Annotated in this window: 21 protein-coding genes, 1 tRNA gene and 2 riboswitches; of the genes, 16 read left to right on the top strand and 6 right to left on the bottom strand. The window is 27.7% G+C overall.

Annotation, left to right across the window (positions count from 1 at the left end):
- Positions 1–123 precede the first annotated feature (123 nt).
- A tRNA-Trp gene (locus ACY1IQ_RS17500) sits at positions 124–199 on the bottom strand.
- A 283-nt stretch (positions 200–482) separates the two neighbouring features.
- The gene (locus ACY1IQ_RS17495) at positions 483–1103 is read right to left on the bottom strand and encodes a CBS domain-containing protein (protein WP_461615185.1); all 621 of its coding nucleotides are present in this window, start codon (positions 1101–1103) and stop codon (positions 483–485) included.
- A gap of 260 nt (positions 1104–1363) precedes the next feature.
- Between ACY1IQ_RS17495 and ACY1IQ_RS17490 the strand changes: the two genes are divergently transcribed.
- From ACY1IQ_RS17490 to rimI, 4 genes are all read left to right on the top strand, one after another.
- On the top strand, positions 1364–2641 hold the full coding sequence (locus ACY1IQ_RS17490) for an HD-GYP domain-containing protein (protein ID WP_461615184.1): 1278 nt from the start codon (positions 1364–1366) through the stop codon (positions 2639–2641).
- 127 nt (positions 2642–2768) lie between these two features.
- Positions 2769–3230, top strand: a complete 462-nt coding sequence (gene tsaE, locus ACY1IQ_RS17485; RefSeq protein ID WP_039635283.1) for a tRNA (adenosine(37)-N6)-threonylcarbamoyltransferase complex ATPase subunit type 1 TsaE — start codon at positions 2769–2771, stop codon at positions 3228–3230.
- On the top strand, positions 3227–3934 hold the full coding sequence (gene tsaB / locus ACY1IQ_RS17480; RefSeq protein ID WP_461615183.1) for a tRNA (adenosine(37)-N6)-threonylcarbamoyltransferase complex dimerization subunit type 1 TsaB: 708 nt from the start codon (positions 3227–3229) through the stop codon (positions 3932–3934). Before tsaE ends, tsaB begins: the two co-directional genes overlap by 4 nt.
- On the top strand, positions 3927–4373 hold the full coding sequence (rimI, locus tag ACY1IQ_RS17475) for a ribosomal protein S18-alanine N-acetyltransferase (protein WP_461615182.1): 447 nt from the start codon (positions 3927–3929) through the stop codon (positions 4371–4373). Before tsaB ends, rimI begins: the two co-directional genes overlap by 8 nt.
- A gap of 125 nt (positions 4374–4498) precedes the next feature.
- On the opposite strand, the gene ACY1IQ_RS17470 is transcribed toward rimI, so the two are convergent.
- A complete protein-coding gene (locus ACY1IQ_RS17470; protein WP_461615181.1) occupies positions 4499–5083 on the bottom strand; it encodes an ECF transporter S component in 585 nt (194 codons plus the stop codon).
- 94 nt (positions 5084–5177) lie between these two features.
- Positions 5178–5292, bottom strand: a riboswitch (FMN riboswitch).
- 214 nt (positions 5293–5506) lie between these two features.
- Here ACY1IQ_RS17470 and ACY1IQ_RS17465 point away from each other — a divergent pair.
- On the top strand, positions 5507–5692 hold the full coding sequence (locus ACY1IQ_RS17465) for a hypothetical protein (RefSeq protein WP_461615180.1): 186 nt from the start codon (positions 5507–5509) through the stop codon (positions 5690–5692).
- A 489-nt stretch (positions 5693–6181) separates the two neighbouring features.
- Here the strand turns inward: ACY1IQ_RS17465 and ACY1IQ_RS17460 are convergent, their stop codons facing one another.
- Both ACY1IQ_RS17460 and ACY1IQ_RS17455 read right to left on the bottom strand, forming a co-directional pair.
- Positions 6182–6715, bottom strand: coding sequence for a hypothetical protein (locus ACY1IQ_RS17460; RefSeq protein ID WP_461615179.1), 534 nt, complete (start codon positions 6713–6715; stop codon positions 6182–6184).
- 507 nt (positions 6716–7222) lie between these two features.
- Positions 7223–9382, bottom strand: a complete 2160-nt coding sequence (locus ACY1IQ_RS17455) for a Tex family protein (protein WP_461615178.1) — start codon at positions 9380–9382, stop codon at positions 7223–7225.
- A gap of 561 nt (positions 9383–9943) precedes the next feature.
- Here ACY1IQ_RS17455 and ACY1IQ_RS17450 point away from each other — a divergent pair.
- The 8 genes from ACY1IQ_RS17450 (at position 9944) to yfcE (ending at position 16826) form a co-directional block, all read left to right on the top strand.
- Positions 9944–11281 carry a M28 family metallopeptidase gene (locus ACY1IQ_RS17450; protein WP_461615177.1) on the top strand — a complete coding sequence of 446 codons (1338 nt, stop codon included), beginning with the start codon at positions 9944–9946 and terminating at the stop codon, positions 11279–11281.
- Between the two features lie 252 nt (positions 11282–11533).
- On the top strand, positions 11534–11872 hold the full coding sequence (locus tag ACY1IQ_RS17445; protein ID WP_461615176.1) for a PadR family transcriptional regulator: 339 nt from the start codon (positions 11534–11536) through the stop codon (positions 11870–11872).
- On the top strand, positions 11872–12117 hold the full coding sequence (locus ACY1IQ_RS17440) for a permease prefix domain 1-containing protein (RefSeq protein ID WP_461615175.1): 246 nt from the start codon (positions 11872–11874) through the stop codon (positions 12115–12117). The genes ACY1IQ_RS17445 and ACY1IQ_RS17440 overlap by 1 nt, the downstream gene beginning before the upstream one ends.
- Positions 12108–13142, top strand: a complete 1035-nt coding sequence (locus ACY1IQ_RS17435) for a hypothetical protein (protein ID WP_461615174.1) — start codon at positions 12108–12110, stop codon at positions 13140–13142. The genes ACY1IQ_RS17440 and ACY1IQ_RS17435 overlap by 10 nt, the downstream gene beginning before the upstream one ends.
- A gap of 284 nt (positions 13143–13426) precedes the next feature.
- Complete coding sequence (locus ACY1IQ_RS17430) at positions 13427–14368, top strand: hypothetical protein (RefSeq protein WP_461615173.1); 942 nt, start codon at positions 13427–13429, stop codon at positions 14366–14368.
- A 415-nt stretch (positions 14369–14783) separates the two neighbouring features.
- A complete protein-coding gene (locus ACY1IQ_RS17425; RefSeq protein ID WP_461615172.1) occupies positions 14784–15200 on the top strand; it encodes a MaoC family dehydratase in 417 nt (138 codons plus the stop codon).
- 178 nt (positions 15201–15378) lie between these two features.
- Positions 15379–16194 (top strand): alpha/beta fold hydrolase, encoded by an 816-nt coding sequence (locus ACY1IQ_RS17420; protein WP_461615171.1) that lies wholly within the window; start codon positions 15379–15381, stop codon positions 16192–16194.
- 80 nt (positions 16195–16274) lie between these two features.
- Positions 16275–16826 carry a phosphodiesterase gene (gene yfcE / locus ACY1IQ_RS17415; protein WP_461615170.1) on the top strand — a complete coding sequence of 184 codons (552 nt, stop codon included), beginning with the start codon at positions 16275–16277 and terminating at the stop codon, positions 16824–16826.
- 848 nt (positions 16827–17674) lie between these two features.
- Here the strand turns inward: yfcE and ACY1IQ_RS17410 are convergent.
- Positions 17675–18997, bottom strand: coding sequence for an HAD family hydrolase (locus ACY1IQ_RS17410; protein ID WP_461615169.1), 1323 nt, complete (start codon positions 18995–18997; stop codon positions 17675–17677).
- Positions 18998–19892: 895 nt separating this feature from the next.
- Between ACY1IQ_RS17410 and ACY1IQ_RS17405 the strand changes: the two genes are divergently transcribed.
- From ACY1IQ_RS17405 to cbiB, 3 genes are all read left to right on the top strand, one after another.
- A complete protein-coding gene (locus tag ACY1IQ_RS17405) occupies positions 19893–20057 on the top strand; it encodes a hypothetical protein (RefSeq protein ID WP_461615168.1) in 165 nt (54 codons plus the stop codon).
- Between the two features lie 326 nt (positions 20058–20383).
- Positions 20384–20559, top strand: a riboswitch (cobalamin riboswitch).
- A gap of 117 nt (positions 20560–20676) precedes the next feature.
- Positions 20677–22179, top strand: coding sequence for a cobyric acid synthase (locus ACY1IQ_RS17400; protein WP_461615167.1), 1503 nt, complete (start codon positions 20677–20679; stop codon positions 22177–22179).
- A gap of 15 nt (positions 22180–22194) precedes the next feature.
- Complete coding sequence (gene cbiB, locus ACY1IQ_RS17395) at positions 22195–23157, top strand: adenosylcobinamide-phosphate synthase CbiB (protein WP_461615166.1); 963 nt, start codon at positions 22195–22197, stop codon at positions 23155–23157.
- Positions 23158–23162: the final 5 nt, after the last annotated feature.

The following is a 23162-nucleotide window of genomic DNA, read 5'->3' as shown; positions in this document are numbered from 1 at the left end:
TAAATTTCTATACTGATATAAACAATAATCTATGTAGAAATATACCGGTTCTAAAATTAAATAGCTTATATTGATTTTCTAATAAAGTAAAAAAACTCAGTAAAACAAAGTTTACTGAGTTTTTGGCAGGGGCAGCAGGACTCGAACCCGCAACCAATGGTTTTGGAGACCACTACTCTACCAATTGAGCCATACCCCTATAACAGGATTAATTATATCACATTATTTCCACAAATACAATATGAATTTTGTTAAAGTAGTTTATTCAATTTCATAAAATCAATTATTAACTATCAATTAAGATGTGTTCAAAAATAATAATCCATTATGTTAGCCTATTTTACATTACACTGCGTCATCAAAATCTTCTCATAACATCACTATGAATAAATCCTAATGCTTTATCCTACATAAAATAGGCTAACCTCTTAAACTTATTGTTTTCTTAGATACTTAATTTAAGTTTATACATATTTTAATTATTATTGCACATTAAAACCCGAAGCTTTAACCTTTGATAGTATTTCATCAAAGTTTTCTGTTCTAACCCTTACTACAATTTCTTTAACTTCTGTTTTACTCTTTGGATCTACAACAACAAAACTTATTATGTCACCTTTATTCTCAGTAATAATCTTAGATAATTTTGATATTTGACCCGGAATATCATGTGCTATGATTGCTAAACGATGTCCTTTATTTAATCCAAATAGTTCAGTAAATTGATGGAATATTCCATAGTGAGTTACTATACCTTTAAAATCTCCACGTTCATCTACAACTGCTATAAATGAAACACTTCTAGTTTCTAAGAAGTGTGCTGCTTCTTCAACCTGTTCTAATGGTTTTATTGTTGGTACGTCAGTTCTCATAACGTTTTCTACTAAAAAATCTGAAAGTAAACATTCTCTTTCTACACATTTTTCATAATAATAAGTGTATATTTTTTCTTTTGATATAGCTCCAATAAACTTATTTCCTTCTGCAACTGGAATTGATAAAAATCCATGCTCTTCCATAAGTTCTAATGCTTCACCTATTGTCATTTTTGGCGTAACGGTTATAAGTTTATCTCTTGTCAACATTAAATTACTTACAAACATTGTTTATTCCTCCTTAATATTAAGGTACTCATGAATATTATATATCAATTATTAGAATTTTTAAATATTTCCTAAGTATTTTTATTGCTATAATATATAATTATAATAAAATGTTCATTAATTAATACTCTCTATGATAATATATTTATATAAGTTTAGATTTTTTACATAAATATAGTTTGATTTGAGTAAATATTTAATATAGGATATGGCATCTTTCGATTATTATTTTCTTTCGGGGGCCTAAGTGGGGTTGATTTATGGAAATTAGTTTAAATAAAATAGTTCATGCACTTTCAATTGCTCTTGATTTAGCTATGGCTAATTCTGATATGGGATTGAAGATGATGGAAGACATAGGTAGTAATAATAGCACTAAGTCCAAATTTTCTCATCATTCTAATCGAACAACTTATATTTCATTAAGAATAGGTAAACAGTTACAGTTAAATGATGAATCATATAAAAATTTATATATATCAGCTATGCTCCATGATATTGGATGTCAAGGTATTTTTGATAAAGCTCATACTTTTAAGGAATATATAAAAGAGCATTGTATTGAAGGCGCTAATATGATATTAAAAATTCCTATGTTTATTCATATGTATGATATTATTTTATATCATCATGAAAATTATGATGGTAGTGGAGCAATGAAACTAAAAAATTATTTAACTCCTATTGAAAGCCAAATCATACGACTAGCAGACTCTATAGAAATTTTATATGATGATTCTATACCTTTTTATATGCAAAAAGATAAAATAATAGACTATGTTAAGAGAAATGAAGGAATAATTTTTTCTCCTAAAATAGTAAAGGCATTTTTAGAGATATGTCCTGCTGAAAGTTTTTGGCTAGATATTAACAATACACCTTTTTTTCCTTTTATATTACAAGATATTTTACCTAAAGATATTACCTATGTTACTTTAGAAGAGTTTGAATATATAGCAGATATTTTTGCTTCTATAATAGACAATAAAAGTTCTTTTACTGCAAGCCACTCTAGAGGTATTGCAAACCTTGCTTATGAGGTTTCAAAGCATATTGGATATAGTGATTCTAAATGCTTAAAAATGAAAATTGCAGGACTTTTGCATGATATAGGAAAGGTGGCTATTCCTAATGATATTTTAGATAAAAATAGCTCACTTACTAATGAGGAATTTTCAATTATTAAATCTCATACCTATTACACAAAGCTAATATTGGATAGAATTGAGGAAATATCTGATATATGTGATTGGGCTTGTAATCATCATGAAAAACTTAATGGTGAAGGATATCCTAGAAAATTAATAGCTGAAGAAATCTCCGAAGAAGCTAGAATAATAGGAGTTTGTGATATTTATCAAGCTTTAACGGAGGATAGGCCTTATAGAAAAGGAATGTATATGTATGAAGCATTTAGTATACTAGATGATATGGCTAGTAATGGGTTTATATGCAAAAAAGCAGTTAAGCATATGAAAGATACTTTAATTGCTAAAGCTCAAAAAAATTCTACTAATGTACCTTCAAAAAATAATTAGTTATTTTTCAAGGATATTTTAATAATATTTATTTTTAGTTATAGTTTACAACTACTATGGCAATACTTTGTCTATTGCCTTTTCTTTTTATTGCTTTTGGGCTAAAATATTAAATGAGGTGAACTTAATGGAATTTATCGTTAATACTATAGAAGAGACAGAAGGACTAGGTGTTCAAATAGGTAAGCTTTGCAATAGTGGGGATATTATCTGCCTTATAGGTGATCTTGGCACGGGTAAAACTCACTTAACAAAAGGTATTGCAAAGGGGCTAGATATACAGGACAACATTACAAGTCCTACATTTAATATAGTTAATGAATATGATAATGGGAGATTAAAATTTTACCATTTTGATGTTTATAGAGTTAATGATCCTGACGAAATTGCAGCCATTGGCTTTGATGAATATATTTTTGGTGATGGAGTTAGTGTTATTGAATGGGCAAATTATATTGAAGAATTAATCCCTGAAGATAGTCTAACAATTGTTTTAGAAAAAATTCCACAATTAGGCTCTTGCTGTAGAAGAGTCACTATAAATTATACTGGTTTAAGATATGACTATATAAAGGAGTTAACACTATGAGAATTTTAAGCTTAGATTGTGCAACAGAATGTGCTACTGTAGCTATATTAGAAGATGATAAATTAATTGGAGAAGTAAACTTTAACTATAAAAAGCAACATTCTGTAATTCTTATGCCAATGATAGATGAGGTTCTAAAAAATACCTCATTAAATATAAATGATATAGATGGATTTGTAGTTTCTAAAGGTCCTGGTTCTTTCACTGGTCTTAGAGTTGGTATGGCTACTATTAAAGGTTTGGTTCAAGCTTCTAAAAAGCCTTTTATAAGTGTTTCTACGCTAGATGGTTTAGCAAATAACTTATTCTATGCTAATGGACTGATATGCCCTATTATGGATGCTTTAAGAGGAAATGTATATACTGCCCTATATAAATTTAAAGATAACAATCTTATATCACTAACTGAGCCTATGGTAATTTCTCTTGATGAACTCATAACTACTTTAAAGGAAAAAGATGAATCTATATATTTCATAGGTGATGGAACTTATAAGTTTAAAGAAAAACTTTCTAATGAATTAGAAAATATTAATTTCGCTCCATCCCATCTAAATTTAGCAAGAGCAGCTTCTTTAGGACAAATAGGTATAAAATATTTAAGTGATGGAATACAAGATGATATATATGCTACTGCTCCAATTTATTTAAGACTTTCTCAAGCAGAAAGAGAATATGAGGAGAAAATGAAAAGTAATGGATAGTCTATATACTGAATTAATGAATGCTAAGACTACTAAATATGTTCAAGAAATATCATCGCTAAGCTTTCCTATTCCTTGGAGTTTAGAATCTATTGAAAAAGAATTAACTAATAAATTTGCTCGCTATGTAACTCTAAAAAATAATGATAAAGTTATTGGTTTTGGTGGAATGTGGGTTATTTTTGAGGAAGCACATATAACTAATATAGCCCTTCATCCAGAATATAGGGAAATGGGCTATAGTCATATAATTCTTGATAGTCTTGAATCTATATGTAAAAAGGAAGGTGTAACTGCTATGACTTTAGAAGTTAGAGCTTCAAACATAGCAGCACAAAAACTTTACGAGCATCATGGATTCAAAGTTGAAGGAATTAGAAAAGGCTATTACGAAGATAATAAAGAAGATGGACTTATAATGTGGAAAAGGAATATTTAAAGAATCGTGAATAATTATCACGATTTTTTTATTTTATATTAAAATAACTATAAATTTTTCATTAAGAAATCTTGTAATAGAGTCATATATCTCTTTCACAATACATAAAAAGCTAGGATAAAATCCTAGCTTGTTTTTCTATCTAATTTTTTAGTCATAGGTTCTACTTTAAATATTGATACAGAAACTCTTTTATATAATATAAATGTAAGTGCCGAAATTATCACTGCTTTTATACCATTAAATGGTATTATTCCGTATATTACATATTTCGCTAACTCACTTTGCGGCATGTCAGGCATGTATAGTGGAATTAATAAAAACATATTAGCAAGTACTCCCACTATCTCCATAGATATAAGTCCTACAGTCATTGAAATTAATGCTGTTTTTATAGTTTTATTTTTATGATAAATATATGCTGCTGGACAAACTAATGAAATACCAATTAAAAAATTTGCTAATTCTCCAATAAATCCAGTATGAGTTCCTTTTAGTATTAATATTAATACATTCTTAAAAGCTTCTATTATTATCCCTGCTAATGGTCCAAAAGCAAATGCTCCCATTAATGCTGGTACATCACTAAGATCCATCTTAAGCCATGGGAAAGCCGGCAATACCGGGAAATCAAAATACATAAGTATAAAAGCAATTGCTGATAATAACGAAAGTTTAATCATCTTATCTAGTGTAAAATTTTTTTTCATTTTAAATACCTCCTAAATTTATACAACTTCTAGGAATCGTATAAAAATTAAAAAACCCGACATATAAAAATACGTCAGGGCAGAATAATTCTTACACAATCTTCTTTCATCCAGACTATACTGTCGGCTTCGGAGTTTCACCGAATCATGCCTCTCGGCTCGCGGGCTTTACCGCCGGTGGGGACTTACACCCCGCCCTGAAGAGTATCAAAATATTTTTTTCACAATCTTATTATATACCAAAGTTAAAAATTCCTCAATAGAATAATGATAATTAGTTATAATTATTTGAATATTTATTTAGATTTTGTCCCATAATTTAGATATAACAAATTAGATACAATATTATATACGTAATTACCTCCTCTGTATCTAAATATGAGAGGATTATAGAGCTTATTAAAGCTTATGGGAGGTGATATAATGGGTAATATCATCCTTTGTATCGTGGTTCTTTCAATAACATCAATAACCACAATAACTATATTAGCTATTTTCTGTTACAAACAAGAGAATATTAAAATGCTAATGAAAAGCAAAAATGATATAAAAAACGATAAAATTTTATCAGATTTTATATTTAAGATAGATAAAAAAAATAGTAAATAACTTCTACCAAAAGCTATTTACTAAAACTCATTTATTGCGTATATAATCGAGCTAATTACAGAGCTCTATAATCCTCTCCCCTATATTATGTCACTTTCTTTTAAAAACATACATATTGTTTATTATTTTTTAATTTAAAGTATATAAATCAAATAGTTTATAAATATTCTAAGTATATTTTATATCCAATAAAAATCAGTTTTCATATATAAGTACTATTTGGATTCAAAACGTATAATTCATAATTTAGATATCTCTCAGCAGCAACTAAGAAATTTAGAATTAATTTATCTTTGAAGTTATGAAGTAACTTCAAAAGAAGAAAACTAGCAATTATATTGCTAGTAAAAAATTAGTTAAAAAATTAGTTAAAAATTAGTTTTATTAAAGTTGATTTCCTCACAATTGTCAATTATCCGTTTTTAATTCTCTATTGATTAAAGATAGTTTATCTATATTTCAACTTATAGCAATCTACAATAAACTTATCTACTCTATAAACACTTTAACTGTACTTCCTAATTTATTATATTTTGAGGATATTTTAATTAAATCCTCTATGTACACTAAAAAATTGGTATTATTCTCAAGAACAATTTTGCCCTCTTTAAAAAAGGTTATACACTCATAGCAGACTCTAATATCGTATTTTGAATCAACATATATATGCTCAAGTACACTCCCATGCCCCAAATTAGCATAGTTTCCTTTTTTAGCTAAACTTATTACTTCCTCAAAATCCTCGCATTCTCTTATAGGATTTAGAACTTCTTCTTTTAATTCATCTTCTAAATTATAGAATTGAAATTGAGCCTTTAAAAAATCTTCTATGTTTTCTATTAGAACTTCCTCTTTTAATACATATAGTATAATTTTTTCTGATTCTTTTTTATTATACAAACTCATATCAATTTTTTCATCTAATGCTCTTAGGACTTTATCAACTTCTAAATTGCTACCTTCAAAATCTGGTTTGTAAATTATAATATTATAACAAATTCCACCTTGCAAATATGTTCCCATACTAACTCCTTCCTCACTTCTATAATTAGACATCCTCAGCAAAATATTTGTCCTATATTTAACTAGTTATTTTAGATGTTCTATTATTTTATATAAATTTAAACCTTTTAATAAATTATCTTTTTACATAACAAAATATAAATTACTCCTTTTAAAGAATGAAATCAATATCGAAATTTGTCTATTTTAACTTAATTATCTTCTTAATTTTCTATTTAAATTTATCAAAGTCTATTTCCGTAAATTTATATTTATTTTTGATATATTGCTCAATTATTCACCATTTTACTCTTCAAAACTAAAGATTAATAGTATAAAAATTTTAAATCTATGTAAATAATTTTAAATCTATGTAAACATCTATATTGTATGGTAAATTAAAGAAAATAATGCAGGTAGAAAATATTTTGATTATTTTTATATTAAACTAAGAAAATTTTAAAAAGACTTATAATAAAATATATATATAAATTTTATTATAAGTCTTTTTAAGTATTTATTTCTTCGTTACTTTTTCATAGATAGTGATATTCTTTTTCTTTTTTCGTCTACTTCTAGTATTCTAACTTCCACTATGTCTCCTACTTTGACTACATCTAGTGGATGTTTTACAAATTTATCACTTAATTGACTTATGTGTACTAATCCATCCTGATGTACACCTATATCTACAAAAGCACCAAAATCTGATACATTTCTTACTGTACCCATAAGTATCATTTCAGGTTTTAATTGAGACATTTCAATTACTCCACTTTTAAATATTGGTTTTGGAAGTTCCTCTCTTGGATCACGACCTGGCTTTTTAATTTCTTTTATTATATCTTTTAATGTAGGAACCCCTACCTCTATTTGTTCTGCTAAAGATTCTTCACCTATAGTTTTAACTTTTTCCTCTATATCTTTAAGCTTAAATTGTTTTAATTCTTCTTTACTATATCCTAAAATATCTAATAATTTTTTTGCTGCTTTATAACTTTCCGGGTGAACAGATGTATTATCAAGTGGCTCCTCACTTTCCATAACTCTTAAGAATCCAGCACATTGCTCAAAAGCCTTAGCACCTAATCTTTTTACTTTTAAAAGTTCTTTTCTATTTTTAAACTTACCATTTTCTTCTCTATAAGCTACTATATTTTGTGCAATAGTAGAGTTTACTCCTGAAATATAAGATAATAGTGAAGGTGTAGCTATATTTAAATCTACGCCTACGGTATTAACACAATCTTCAACTACTCCCTTTAATGATTCGTCTAATTTTTTAGGTGTTACATCATGTTGATATTGCCCTACCCCTATAGATTTAGGATCAATTTTAACTAGTTCTGCCAAAGGATCTTGAAGTCTTCTTCCTATGGATATAGCCCCTCTTACAGTTACATCTAGGTTAGGATATTCCTTAGTGGCAAGTTCTGAAGCAGAATATACTGAAGCCCCTGCTTCTGAAACCACTACATAGTATATATCTTTTCCATTCTCTCCTTTTACTTCCTTTATAACTTGTGCTAAAACCTCTTCTGATTCCCTACTAGCAGTACCATTTCCTAGTGAAATAACATCTACATCATATTTTATAGCCATTTCTTTAAGGATTTTTATAGATTTTTTAATACTATCTTCACTAGCCGCGGTAGCATAAACTGTAACATTGTCTAAGAATTTTCCCGTTTCATCCAATATTGCTATCTTACAGCCTGTTCTAAATCCTGGGTCATATCCCATAACAGTTTTTCCTTTTATAGGTGAAATCATAAGTAGAGCTTTTAAATTTGCTTTAAATATATCTATAGCACCATTCTCGCCTTTATCTGTAAGTTCTGAACGAATTTCTCTTTCTATTGAAGGATATATTAATCTCTTTAAACTATCCTCTACAGATTTTTCTATAAACTCATCAGTTATACTATTGTTTTTTAAAGTCTGTCTTTTTAAGTATTCTATAATCTTATCCATATCACAGCTTATTTTAACAGAAAGTATTTTTTCTTTTTCTCCTCTGTTAATTGCAAGTATTCTATGAGAAGGAATAGATTTTACAGCTTCACTATATTCATAGTACATTTCATAAGGTGTAGTCTCTTCACTATCTCCTTTAATTTCAATAATACCTTCATTAAAAACTAAAGTTCTTATATACTTTCTATACTCAGCTACATCAGAAATCTTTTCACTTATAATGTCCATAGCACCATTTAGTGCATCTCCTATAGTGTTTACACCCTTTTCTTCATTTATAAACTCGCTAGCTAAAGCTTCTATATCTCCTTTAAACTCACCTTCAAATATAGCTTCTGCTAATGGAGTTAATCCTTTTTCCACTGCGATAGTAGCTCTTGTTCTTTTTTTAGGCTTAAATGGTCTATAAATATCTTCAATTTCTGTTAATGTTTCAGCTTTTATAAGATATGCCTTTATTTCGTCTGTAAGCTTTCCTTGTTCATCTATAAGCCTTATAACATCTTCTTTTCTTTCTTCTAGATTTCTAAGATAATTAAGTCTTTCTGAAAAGCTTCTTAAAACTATATCGTCAAGACCTCCTGTTCTCTCTTTTCTATATCTAGCTATAAAAGGAACAGTGTTCCCTTCATCTAACATTTCTATAACATTATCAACTTGACTTTTACTTAAACTAAATTCTTTTATAAGTTTTTCATTAATACAATTCATTCATTTACCTCCATTATTAATTCTTTAGAAAACCACTAATACAATTGAAAATTGACAATGCAAAATTCACAATTATGGATATTTCTCAGCATTAACCTTCCACCCCTGGGGTCTATAACAAAATTATGAGTTTAAAATAAAATTAAAACAGCTACAAAAGTTTAAATCTGTAACTACTTTTTTATATAGACCCCTGGGGTGCAGTGGGATATGGAAATGTATCTGCAGTATTAAACTATATTTTAATTATATCGCTTATCTCCATAATACTAGTGTAAGACCACTAATTTTCTTACGAACTATGCTGCACCCCAGGGGAACCCTAGAGGGCTTCACTACTGTTCCCCAGGTGTGGATAACTGACGAACAGTGTTCGCCACATAATAACTAGCAATTATATTGCTAGTTATTATGCATTATATAAATTATTTTGCCTAAAATAATTTCCTCCTTAATTGTGAATTGTGAACTGTGCATTGTGAATTATCTATACACTTCCTATCATACCTTATTATACACATACATATTATTAATAAGAAATATTTTTATTAGGAGAGTGTTATGAAAAAATTTATTATACGCTATCTACTTTGTGTTTCTCTCATTTTATCTTCCTTAAGTTTCCAAAACCATTTTAACATATATAACTTTAATACTTCAAATGTTAAAGAAACTATAGCATATTTATCTCATGATGATTTAAAAGGAAGATTGGCAGGAACTCTAGAAAATCAAATAACTGAAAAATTTATAAAAAATAAATTTATAAAAAATAATTTAATTCCTTTTGATGATTCCTTTTTACAATCTTTTAGGATTAAATATCCTAAGGTATTAGACGATGATCCTTCATTATTAGTAATGGATAATAATAATAAAATAATTGAAAAATTTGATTATGGAGTAGAGTATAAAGAAGATTTTATTAACTTTAAAGTAAATGAAGCAACCTTTGATAAAAGTCATATCAAAAGTAACGATAGTGACACTTTAGTTATTAAGACTGATAATGCTTCAATAGTTTTTTATGCTACAGATACTGATGACTTAAATTTTAGAAGCTCTTTTATGGTTTATTCACCTTTTGATCTATATATAAAGATGAAAATGGAAGAATTAAGAAAATTAAACGATTTTTTAAACATGGGTAATTCTATATATGTATATATACCTTATGAAATTTCTGAAGCTACTGTAAATAATGTTATGGGATATATAAAGGGCGCTGATAGTAAAAAAAGTCCTATCATTTTATCTTGCCACTTTGATCATGTGGGACAAGATATCTTAGGAAATGTTTATAGTGGTGCCTTAGATAATGCTTCTGGTACTGCTTTTCTTTTAGAAATGATAAATTATATTCAAAAACTAGGGAAAGCTGATAGAGATATTTTATTTGTAGCATTTAATGCAGAAGAGTTTGGTTGTATTGGTTCAAATGAATTTTTAAATAAATATAAAGATGAAATTTCAGAAAGCAAACTCTATAATTTTGATATGATAGGAAGCATTAAAGGCGTACCTCTTTGCATTATGGGTGGAGATAAAGATACTAAGGAAACTGCATTAATAAAAGATTTAACTAAAATCTTTGAAGAAGAAAAAATATACTTTAATTATCTGTTTGAAAATTCTAGTGACCATGAAGGTTTTAGACGAAATAATATAGAAGCAGTGACATTATCAGATTATGATTTATCTAGAATTCATACTCTTGATGATAAAGTTGAATATATAGATGAAGATGCAATAAAAAGATGCTTCAATGTAATATCTCAAGAGTTAATAACAAATTATTATAAATATAATCCTTTGATTTACTATAATAAACAAGTATTTGCAGGGTCCATATTAGGTATACTTTTATTTTCTTATCTTTACAGAAAACATGAAAATTGAATAAGAAATTATATAACTTACTAGCAATAAAATTGCTAGTTTTTTAATGTAAGAAGTTATGGTAGCTTTAAGGAGAAATCAAATATTGATTTTCTTATTTTTTTATTAGGTAAAATTTTTATTTTTGATTACATGAAATTATAAAATCTTTATTTTAAGAAGGCTATATTTCACTTGACCTTAAGAAATATATGGTTTACTATATACATAGATTTACTATGTATAGTATATCTATGTATTGGAGGTGAAATTATGAAGATTAGTAAAGAATTATTAAAAGGAAGTACAGTAATTTTAATTTTAAGTCTTTTAAAAGAAAAGCCTATGTATGGTTATGAGATGATTAAGGAAATTGAAGAAAAGTCCAGTGGAGTTTTTACTTTTAAAGAAGGTACCTTATATCCTATACTCCATAGTTTGGAGGGGGAAAATGCAGTTGAAGCTTATTGGGTTGAAAGTGATGAGGGAAGAAAAAGAAAATATTATAAGATCACCAAAGGCGGAATTAAACTTTTAAAAGAAAAAGAAGTGGAGTGGAAAACTTTTAAAGGAGCAGTTGACGATATTTTATATCAGGGGGTGTTGATGTAATGGATGGAATTAGCTCTTATTTAGAAGAGGTTTGTAGTGTTATTAAATGCAAAGAAGTCCATAGTGAAATAAAAGAAGAAATAAGAAGTCATATTGAGGAATTATCCTTAGAATATATAGTTAATGGGCATAAGGAAGATGAAGCTTATAAATTAGCAATAAGAGATATGGGAAGTTCTGAGGAAATAGGTATTAAGTTTGATAGGTATATGAAAGAAAGTTCGAATATAAGTCTATGTTTATAGGTGTAATATTAATTTTATTTGGAATTTTCTTTAGGACTATTGATTTGGGTTGGAGAGAGGCCACTTATATCAATATAATAATAAGCCAATTACAAATGATTCCATTAATTTTAGGTATGGTTTTAGGAGTATACTATTTTGACTATAGAAAGTTAGAGAAGTATTCGTATCATATTTTATCACTTGCCTTTGCTCTAAATATTATTAAAATTGGAATATCTATACTTCAAGATGATTTTGGTTTTCCTTACGGTTTATCTTTAAATGCTAATATGTTTATTTTATTTTTATTCTTAATATCAATTAGTGGAATAATTAAAAATGTAGATTATAGAAATAAAAAACAAATTCTTATAATATTAGGAATTTTTATTCTAGCGAATTTTTCACTAATGCAACTAGCTAACGGAGTTTATAATTGTATCTTTACTATATCCTTTATTATTCTAACAATTAAAAATAGTAATAAAAAAATCACTTCGATTGGTTTTTCATTATTTGCTATGGGAAGTATAGTATTTTCTTATATAAATAACTCTTATATTATAGTCAGAGTTTTTCCATTTTTAATAAATAGCAATAACTTGGGTTCTATAAATATGTCTATTTCAAAGACACTATCTTCTTCAAATTTTATAGGAAGAATTGGTGAAAATATACCAAATTTACTTGCACCTGAAGCAGATTTTACTTTTACTTCAATAATATATACTCTTGGATGGGGACCAGCTTTAGGTATAGGTATTTTGTCATTAATATTTATAGGATTAATATACAAAAGTAGTAAAAAAATTAAAAATCAATATGGAAAAAATATAATCATAGGAATAACTATATTCTTTGGAATAGAATTTGTCTTTAGTATATTAATGGCTATGAACTTATCACCGATTATGGGAGTTATATTACCTTTCATAGGATATGGGCAAGAAGCATTGATAATTAGTGTAATTATGTTAGGGTTTATATCTAGTATATATTCAAGAAAAAATCTTAAAAAAAGTCTTAAAAAGATAAGTTTATAAACTTATCTTTTTAAGACTTTGACGCTATAAAAGTTTTATTTTTTAAGTTTTCAGTGTTATAAATTGCTATATAGGTTATTGTATATTCAAGATTGCTTATGGAATTAAATTGAAATATTAGCTTAAAATGGGATGATATTAGTGCTATATTAAAGAGAAGGAGCAAAGTCTTCTCTAATTTTTTTAATAATATTTTGAATATTCATAAATTTTACAACTGATGGCTATATTATTATAATTAGATAAGGTTTATATTACATAGGACATAGTTTAGGAGGAAGAATATGGGTTTTGAAAACAAAGAAACAAGGAGGAAATATAAGTTATCTACTGTTTTTGCAATTATAGCCGTTATATTTCTTATAATTGGTGGAAAGCTTTATGCAACAGAGTCTGGATTTGTAAGAAAACTAAATGATTTTAAAAAGTATTTCACTGAAAACAATCAAGTAGAAGCACATAAGATCTATGACGAAACAAAAAAGGAAAAGCATAAAGAAAAAATAGATACATATTTATTAGACCAATTAGAAGCTTTAAAATTTAGCTTAGAAAATAATACTATTGAAAATAAAAAAGCAGAAGAGTCTATAGTTAATTTTAAATATTATGGAGATAAATCAGAAAAAATTAAAATAGAATATGATAAAATGCTTAAGTATATAGAAGATGATAAGCATTATAAAAATGGAATAAAATATTTTGAAGAGAAAGAATTTATTAAGGCAAAGGAAGAATTTGCTCTAGTTAGGGAGAATTATAAATTCTATACTCAAGCACAGGATACATTAAAAGTCATACCTGAAAGAGCTAAAGAGTTTGCACTAAAAAAATTGGATAACTTTATTAAAGATGGTGATTTTCAAAAAGCATTATTAAAAATTGATGAAGCTTTACAGTTAAATAATAATGATAAAGATTTATTAGCAGAAAAAGACAAGATACAAAAAGCAAAAGTAGAGTATTTAAAAAATACAAAAGAAGTAAAGGCTGCTCTTGAGAAAATTGATAAACTACACTGGCTTAAAGATATAAAAAATGTATATGTAGAAGAGATTACTTATAATAATGAACCATATTATAAAGTAATAGAAAAAGACAACAAAGGAAATAATCTATGGCAATATAACCTATATGTTCACAGTAAAAAAGATGAAGTATTACTAGTAAAGGGAAAAGAAGTTAAAAATCTTAACAAATTTTTAGAAGAAAATAAAGAATCTTAAACTTGTGGATTTTAAATTTACGTAATAATTTGTTTTAATATAATAATTATAAATATAAAGTTGAATTAGGCATTTAGAAAAGAAATTTTTATATGCTGATTTATAAAGAATCTTTTAAGATGAGAAATTATTATCTTAAAGGATTCTTTTTCTTATATCAATTTTTATTAATATAAGAAGTTCTAAAATGGAGGCATTATATAAACTTAAACTGATTTAATGGGATTTGAACTTAAAAATAAATTATTAAAAGGATTTGGGGCGTAATGCATAAAATAAAAGTATAATTAGGAGAGAACTTCTAATTATTAAATAATTATTCTAATAATTTTTCAGTTAACTTAATAAAATTATACCCAATTGTATCACCGCTACTGTTTAATTTATATATTAAAAACAAGAGGGGTGATATTTTATGAAAGGTAAAACCATTGAAGAAATTAATTTAGGAGATAAGGCCTCTTTTGAAAAAACCATAAGTGAAAGTGATGTTTATTTGTTTGCAGGAATTACTGGGGACTTAAATCCTGCTCATATTAATGAAGAAGCTTCTTCTAAAACTACATTTAAGGGCAGAATTGTTCATGGAATTTTAGTTTCAGGGTTTATTTCAACAGTATTAGGAATGTATTTACCAGGACCGGGAACTATATATTTAGAACAGAATTTAAAATTTTTAGCACCTGTGAAGATTGGAAATACAGTAAAAGCTGACGTAGAAGTTATAGAAATTAATAAAGAAAAAAATAGAGTAAAACTTAAAACTACTGTGATAAATGAAGAAGGAAAGATTGTGATTGACGGTGTGGCAACAGTTATACCGCCTAAATAAATTTGAGCATTGCTAATATTAGCAGTGCTTAAATTATCTATAAATAAGCATGCTTAATTAAAAATACAATATATAAAGAAAGTTATATTTAAAATGATTAATAATTAAGAAGGAGTTAATAGAAGAAAAATAGAAATTATTTATAAAATAGAAAGCTAGGAGGAAAAGGAGGAAAAATATGCCGAAATTAAATATTGAAGATTATAATATTCATTACGAAAGTTACGGAAGTGGAGAGCCAATTATATTTTTATCTGGAATAATGATGAGTACAATAAGCTGGCACCCCTTTAGAAAAAGTTTTAATGATTACAATTTAATATTAATTGATTTAATAGATCAAGGACAATCTTCTAGTGCTAACTTTCAATATGATCAAAATCTTCAAGTAGAAATACTATATAAATTTATTGAAAAATTAAACATAGATAAATGTAATATTATGGGTATATCTTACGGTGGAGAAGTAGCATTGCAATTTGCATTAAAATATCCTCATAAGCTAAAGTCTATAATATTGTCTAATACAACCTGTCATAATAGCAATATAATGAAAGATATAAAAGAACTATGGGATTTTGCAGCGAGCACTTATGATGGAAGAATACTTTTTAAAGCTACAATGCCTTATATATATTCACATAAATTTTATGAGGAAAATATACAATGGCTTAAGAAAAAGGAAGAAGCATTTTCAATAGGTCTTACTAAGCAGTGGTATAGCTCTTTTAGAAGAATAGTTAAGAGTGCATCAAATTTAAATTTGACAAAAGAAATAAAAAATATAAGTTTACCTACTATGATAATAGGTAGTGAATATGATACTTTAACACCTATATGCTATCAAAAATTAATACATAAAAAAATAAAAGGTTCTAGGATGGTTGTAATTGAAAAGGCAGGTCATGCAGTTATTTATGAAAAACCTATAGAGTTTATAGCAGCAATAAAAGGCTTTCTGGGGTCATATAACCAAGATATAAAAATACTTTAGTAAGCAAAACATATCATATATTTTATGATTTATGTGAAATAATGATATAATATATAAAAAATTAGAAAAAGGTGATATTAATGAAGTTATTTTTTATGTCTGATATACATGGCTCATTGAAATATGCAAAACTTGGTGTTGAGGCCTTCATAAAAGAAAGAGCAGATTATATGGTTATCTTGGGAGATGTACTTTATCATGGACCGAGAAATCCTCTTCCAGAGGAGTATAATCCTAAAGAAGTAGCAAATTTATTAAATGAATACGCAGAAAAGATTATAGGAGTAAGAGGAAATTGTGATGCAGAGGTTGATCAAATGCTCCTTACATATCCTTGCATGATGGATTACAATGTGATTTTAGTTAATAATAGAAGAATTTTTGTAACTCATGGTCACATTTATAATGAGAACAATCTGCCTAATATATCAAAAGGGGATATTATAATTTATGGACATACTCATATACCAGTGGCAAGAAGTGAGAATGGCATATTTATTTTTAACCCTGGTTCTATTGCATATCCTAAGGAAAATAATCCTCACAGTTATGGAGTTATTGATGGAAATAAATTTTACATTAAAAATTTAGAAGGAGAAGTTATTAAAGAAATTCATATTTTGGCGAAGTAAATCAAAATATGGAATTTAGAAGATTTCTTCTCAAAGGAAAGCAGAATGTCCTGGCTGAATGCATTCTTTTGGCTATGCTTATAACGTAAAAAAAGAGTTCGTTGAACTCTCTTTTCTAATTCACAATGCACAATTCACAATTATGGATATTTCTCAGCTATCACTGAGAAATTTTGAATTGTCCTGTAGCGGCGAACTTTATTCAATGCACAGTTCACAATGCTCAATTCACAATTGTGGGCATTTCTCAGCGATTGATGAGAAATTTTTAATTGATTTTGTAGCGGCGAACAGTGTTCGCCACATATTATTACAATATTCAACTATGAGATATTTAAAAAACTAGCAATTATATTGCTAGTCAAAAAAATTCTTCAAAGAAATTTTTTCCTAAAAAATAATTTCCGCCTTAATTGTGAATTGTGAACTGTGAATTATGCATTATTTAAGGTTATGAATTGTTTAAAGTTATTCACATATTTGACTTTTTATAATTTCCTATAGAATAAAAAAATACATAGCAAAATCCAGTGAAATAGAGCTGAATTTTATTAAAAATACTGCCTAATTTTAAACTTTTAAAAAACAAATGTTTGAAAAAACTCTAATTGGAAGGACTTATTCAAATGCTCCATTTTTAAAATATAGGTATGAATTTATTTGAAAATATCTTTTAAATTGCTATAAAACAATAGAAAATAAGAGCTGAGCATTAGCGGTTTTTAATCGTTAATGCGACAACTCCTTTTATTTTGACATATTTTATATTCTAATAAAGTTTATATTTTAGCAATTTTACTATTTCACTAATATACTTTTAACAATGCAATCAATTACAATTGCTTGTATTATTTAAGTAACTTTTCTTCTTTACTTCCTAGGAATACAGATTTTTGGCTTGGTCTAAATTCGCCAGTGTTTTCATCTCTTCCTTGTAGGTAATATCTAGCATCTGATTTACCTATAGTATCAGCAGCCTCTTTTGAAAGTTTACCAAGTTCATCACCTTTGCGCCTGTTAATGATTAAGCTAAATTTAGTATCTTTGAAATCAGATAACATAGCAACGTCACCAGCGCTATCTCCACCAACGATTAATGGACCCTGTCCACCATGGTTTTCAACTAAAAACTTTTCTATAGTTTTAGTTTTACCTTTGCTTTGAGTTTGATCGTAGCCTTTTCTAAATTCAGCTTTAATTACACCTTTATCATCTCTTTCAAGTTCCATAGCAAATACATTTTCTTTTGGAAGTTCATATCCGAACTTAGGATTAGTAGCAAATGTTCTAACAACATCTATGAATGATGCTGAGCAGATGTAAACATCTATTCCATTATGCATTAAAGTTTTGTAAAGGTTTTGTTGCTCTTTAATTGTTCTTAAACCAGAGTGGAATTTAACAGAAACAACGCCAGCTTTACCTGCTAATTCCTTTGGACTAGTCCAAGTTTCTTCACCAAGTTCATGGTTTAACCAATAATCATTTGATTTTTCAGTTAACTCAGCAACTTCCTTTTCAGTCATTCCTGCAAATAGGTAAGTTACCCATGGATAGCTTACATCAGAACTAAAAGATTCACCGATTGAATTGTAAAGGTATCTAGTTTTAGCTATAAAATCTTTGTATTCAGGAGTAGCTTTAATCTCATCTAAAGATTTAGTTCCTTTGAAACCTTTATAGTTTTCATATAAGAATTTGTAGTCAGAATCAATATCAGCACCAACTAATTCGATGTTAACAGGCTTTCCTTCGTCGTTATTGCAGGTTTCTACAAAGTTGTCCTTTGGAATGTTTATTCTAATAGTGTTGCTAAATTCTTCAGGGGTCATTTTAAATTCAAGATTTTTTAACTGATATGCAAGTAACGCTTCTTCAACATCATTAATTATTGATGTGTTGTCCCAGTCAAATACAGCGTAAGGTTTTTTCTTTTCATCATAATCTTTGCTGTTTTTGCCGTATTTCTCTATAAGATCTGTTAAAGCAGCGTAATTTTCAGGAGCCCAGTTACCCTTTTCAAGTTTAACTTCATTTTTGTTATCAGTTTGTTCTACTTTAGTGTCATTTTTAGTTTCTTCTGTTTTAGCAGAATTTCCACATGCAACTAAAGAAAAAGACATAATGCATGCTAATGATAAGCCAAGAGTTTTTCTTTTAAAATTATTCATAGTTATCTCTCCTCATTTGTGATTTTAATTTTTAATAGAAATAGTTCAATATGCTAAATAAAACGTATTGTTAAAAATTATTAACAATGCTTAACATAATCTTTACAATTAACTTATATAACGAGCATCAAAAAATGTCAATATAAAATTGAATTTTATTATTCTTAAGTTAAAATTTTATATTTTATGGAAAAAATATGGAGATAAACTATGCACTAGGAGTTGCATCTTCTCATGAATCAGACAAGAGCATCCAAGAGTTATAAGAGATACTATGAAATAAAAAATTGATATAAATGAGCAGATTAAATTAGATGAGATTAAAATCACAATGATAGATGAGCATTCTCTTTTAATTGTTATAAGTCAAGCTGAAGAAATGCTAAATAATAAAGATGCTCTACTAAGATTCACAAGCTTATGTAGTGGGAGCATTATAAAAAATAATTAGTAGGAATGTGATATGGATTGTCATCACTTTTTAATACAATTTTTATTTGGTCATTAGGTGTCATATAATTGGGAGCACTGTGAATAAGTTTACAATTGGAACTGAATTATTCACTGAATTTCAATATTACGGTAGTTGTTATACTTTGGTGATTAATTTTTTGTTTCAACTTAGAAATTTTTCATATGAAATCTTTAATTTCTTATTTTTAGTCTGATCATATCTTAAAAAATGATAAATTTTCACTAAGGAGCATCTTAAATTATTTATATTCTCTGAAATAAAGACTTTAGATTCATTAAGAGATATGGAAGCTGCAATAAAAATGACGAAAAGTTACAAGAAATCGTTCAAGTAGTCTTTCATGCTGGTACATCTAGAAATGATAGCGAAAGAAATCCACAAATTTTCGTTGATATTTTCAATTTAACTATAGCTAAATTAATGAGATTGACTCCAAAAGTTTCAAAGGAAAATATTAAAGATTTAGGAAATATTAAAATACTTGATTCATCAATAGTGATAGCTTCACTTAAATTATTTCCATGGACAAATTACAAATCTGAAATTGATGGAATAAAATTTCATACTTTATTTTATTTGATTTAAAAAGTTCAGCTATGTTCAGAGCGTGGGCATAAAAATTTAGAAGTAAAAAATTATCACTTAGAAAATGAATTTGTCCGAATTGTGTTGTACATCACGATAGAGATATAAATATTAGTAAAAATCTACCGAAATTAGTAATTAGTGAGGTTGGAATGACCTTTTGAGTATGGGTAAACTTGTTCCAATAGGAATATTGACCATGAAGTTATCACTTCAATGGAATAAGTGGTAGTAGTTCATAAAGTTACATAACTTGACATAGAATTAATTTAAATCTATAATTTTATTTGTGATAGATTTAAATTCAAATTAAAGCAATATAAAAATTCAATAATAAGAATTTAGGTGCTTTTATAAGTGAAAAGGGAATGTGGTTAAATTCCACAGCAGCCCCCGCTACTGTAAATGATGACGAACCTTAAATATACCACTCTTTTAAAGGGGAAGGTTAAGGGGAGAATGAATCAAAAGCCAGGAGACCTGCCTAAATCTTAAGTAAAAGCTTTCGGAGGGAAAGTTCTATTAGTATGAGGGGACATTCTGCAGATTATTTATACAAATAGAGGTGAACTTAGAGAGTTTGCCTCTATTATTTTTTTATTTGAAAGGGAGTTTTAATATGGCAAAGATAATGGTGCAAGGAACAGCATCTTCCGTAGGCAAGAGTATATTAGTTACAGCACTATGTAGAATTTTTAAACAAGATGGATATAAGGTATGTCCATATAAATCACAAAATATGTCATTAAATTCATACATAACTTTAGATGGTAAAGAGATGGGACGTGCGCAAGTATTACAAGCTTATGCTTGTGGATTAGAGCCAGAAGCATACATGAATCCTATACTATTAAAACCAACTAGTGATAAGAAATGTCAAATAATTGTAAACGGAGAGGTTTACGGAAATAGCACAGCAATGGAATATCATAATATGAAATTAGAGTTTAGAGATATGCTAAAAACTCAATTTGAAGAGTTAGAAAATCAATTTGACATTATAGTTATGGAAGGTGCAGGTAGTCCAGCAGAAATAAATTTACGAGATAGAGATATAGTAAATATGGGGATGGCAGAACTTGTAGACGCGCCTGTAGTCCTAGTTGGAGATATTGATAAAGGTGGAGTTTTTGCTTCATTAGTAGGAACATTAATGCTTCTTACAGAAGAAGAAAGAGAAAGAATAAAGGGAACTATCATCAATAAATTTAGAGGTGATGTAGATATATTAAAGCCAGGTATTGACATGCTTGAAGATATATCTAAAAAACAGTGTATAGGAGTTGTACCACATTTTACATTAGCTCTAGAAGATGAGGATGGAGCTGTAGAATTAAATAAAAAGATAACAAATAAAATTGATATAGCTGTTATCAAGCTTCCTAGAATCTCAAATTTTACTGATGTAGATGCACTTAAAAATGAAGAAGATGTTTCAGTAAGATTTATAACTTCTGTAGAAGAATTTATAAATCCTGATTTATTAATTATACCAGGAAGTAAAAATACCATTGAAGATTTAAATGCACTTAAAACTTCTGGACTTTTTGATAAGATTAAAGAATATAGTAAAAATGGAGAAATAATAGGAATTTGTGGTGGATATCAAATGCTAGGTAAGAAAATCACAGATCCATATGGTGTAGAAACAGATCTATCAGAAATAGAAGGATTAGGACTGTTAGACATAGAGACAGTTTTTGAGCAGAAAAAGGTAACTACTAGAGTAGAAGCAGATTTAATTGATAATAAAGTCTTCAACACTGATAGAGATAAATTATCTGTATATGGTTATGAAATTCATATGGGGATTTGCAAATACGGTAAAAATGCCAATCCACTATTTAATATAAAAACTCAAAATACAAAAGAGGTAAATTATAATGATGGAGCCATTAATGAGTATGGCAATATAATGGGATCTTATATTCACGGAATTTTTGATAAAATAGATTTTAGAGAAGTTATAGTTAACAAGCTTAGAAGTAAAAAGGGCATAGAATTAAAAAAATCAAAACCATATGAAAGTTTAAGAGAAGAAGAACTTGATAAACTTGCAGATTTAGTAAGAAAAGCTTTAGATATGGATGAAATATATAAAATGATGGGCATTAAAAGATAGTTAGGAGATAAAATAATGTTTAATTTTAATTTGAAAGCTAACATTATTTATGTATTAATAGCTATGATTATAGACTTCATTTTGGGAGATCCTGCTTGGCTTCCTCATCCAATTATCTATATTGGAAAGCTTATAAATAAATTAGAAAACTATTTTAGAAAAGGTAAAAAAAGTGATGAAGGCTTAAGAATCTGTGGAGGATTAATTGTTTTAATAGTATGTTTTATAACTTATACTATTCCTTATGCCTTATTAAGATTATCATTGATTAATGAGTATTTATTTCATGGCTTAAATATCTTTATAATTTGGACTACATTAGCAGCAAAAAGCTTACATGGTGCAGCTATTGAAGTTTATAAATCTTTAGGAAAAAGAGACATAGAGGATGCAAGAGTAAAACTTTCTTATATAGTAGGTAGAGATACAGCGAGCCTTGAAGAAGATGAAATTATAAGAGCAGATATAGAAACTATAGCAGAAAATACTTCTGATGGTATAATTGCTCCTATGTTTTATGCTATATTAGGAGGGGCTCCACTAGCTATGATGTATAAAGGCGTTAATACCATGGATTCAATGTTAGGATATCTAAATGAGAAGTTTAAATATATTGGGTTTTTCCCAGCTAAAGTAGATGATTTGTTCAATTTAATACCTGCAAGACTTACAGGAATTTTAATGTGCTTAACTTCTTTTGTTGTAGGTGGAAATATAGAAGATAGCTTTAGAATAATGATTAGAGATAGAAAAAATCATAAGAGTCCAAACTGTGCTTATCCTGAGGCAGCAGCAGCAGGTGCAATGAAAATTCAACTTGGTGGAACAAATGTTTATTTTGGAGAGATAGTATATAAGCCAACTCTTGGAGATAGAATTAAAGGCTTAGAAGCTAGAGATATAAAGCAAAGTATAAAGCTTATGTATTCAAGTGAGATATTGTTAGTACTTCTATCATTAATTTTAGTGGTAATTTAAAAAAA

The organism is Clostridium sp. Marseille-QA1073, assembly GCF_054863625.1.
Note: the sequence above shows the minus strand (reverse complement) of the source record. Positions and strands in the feature narration are given on the sequence as shown.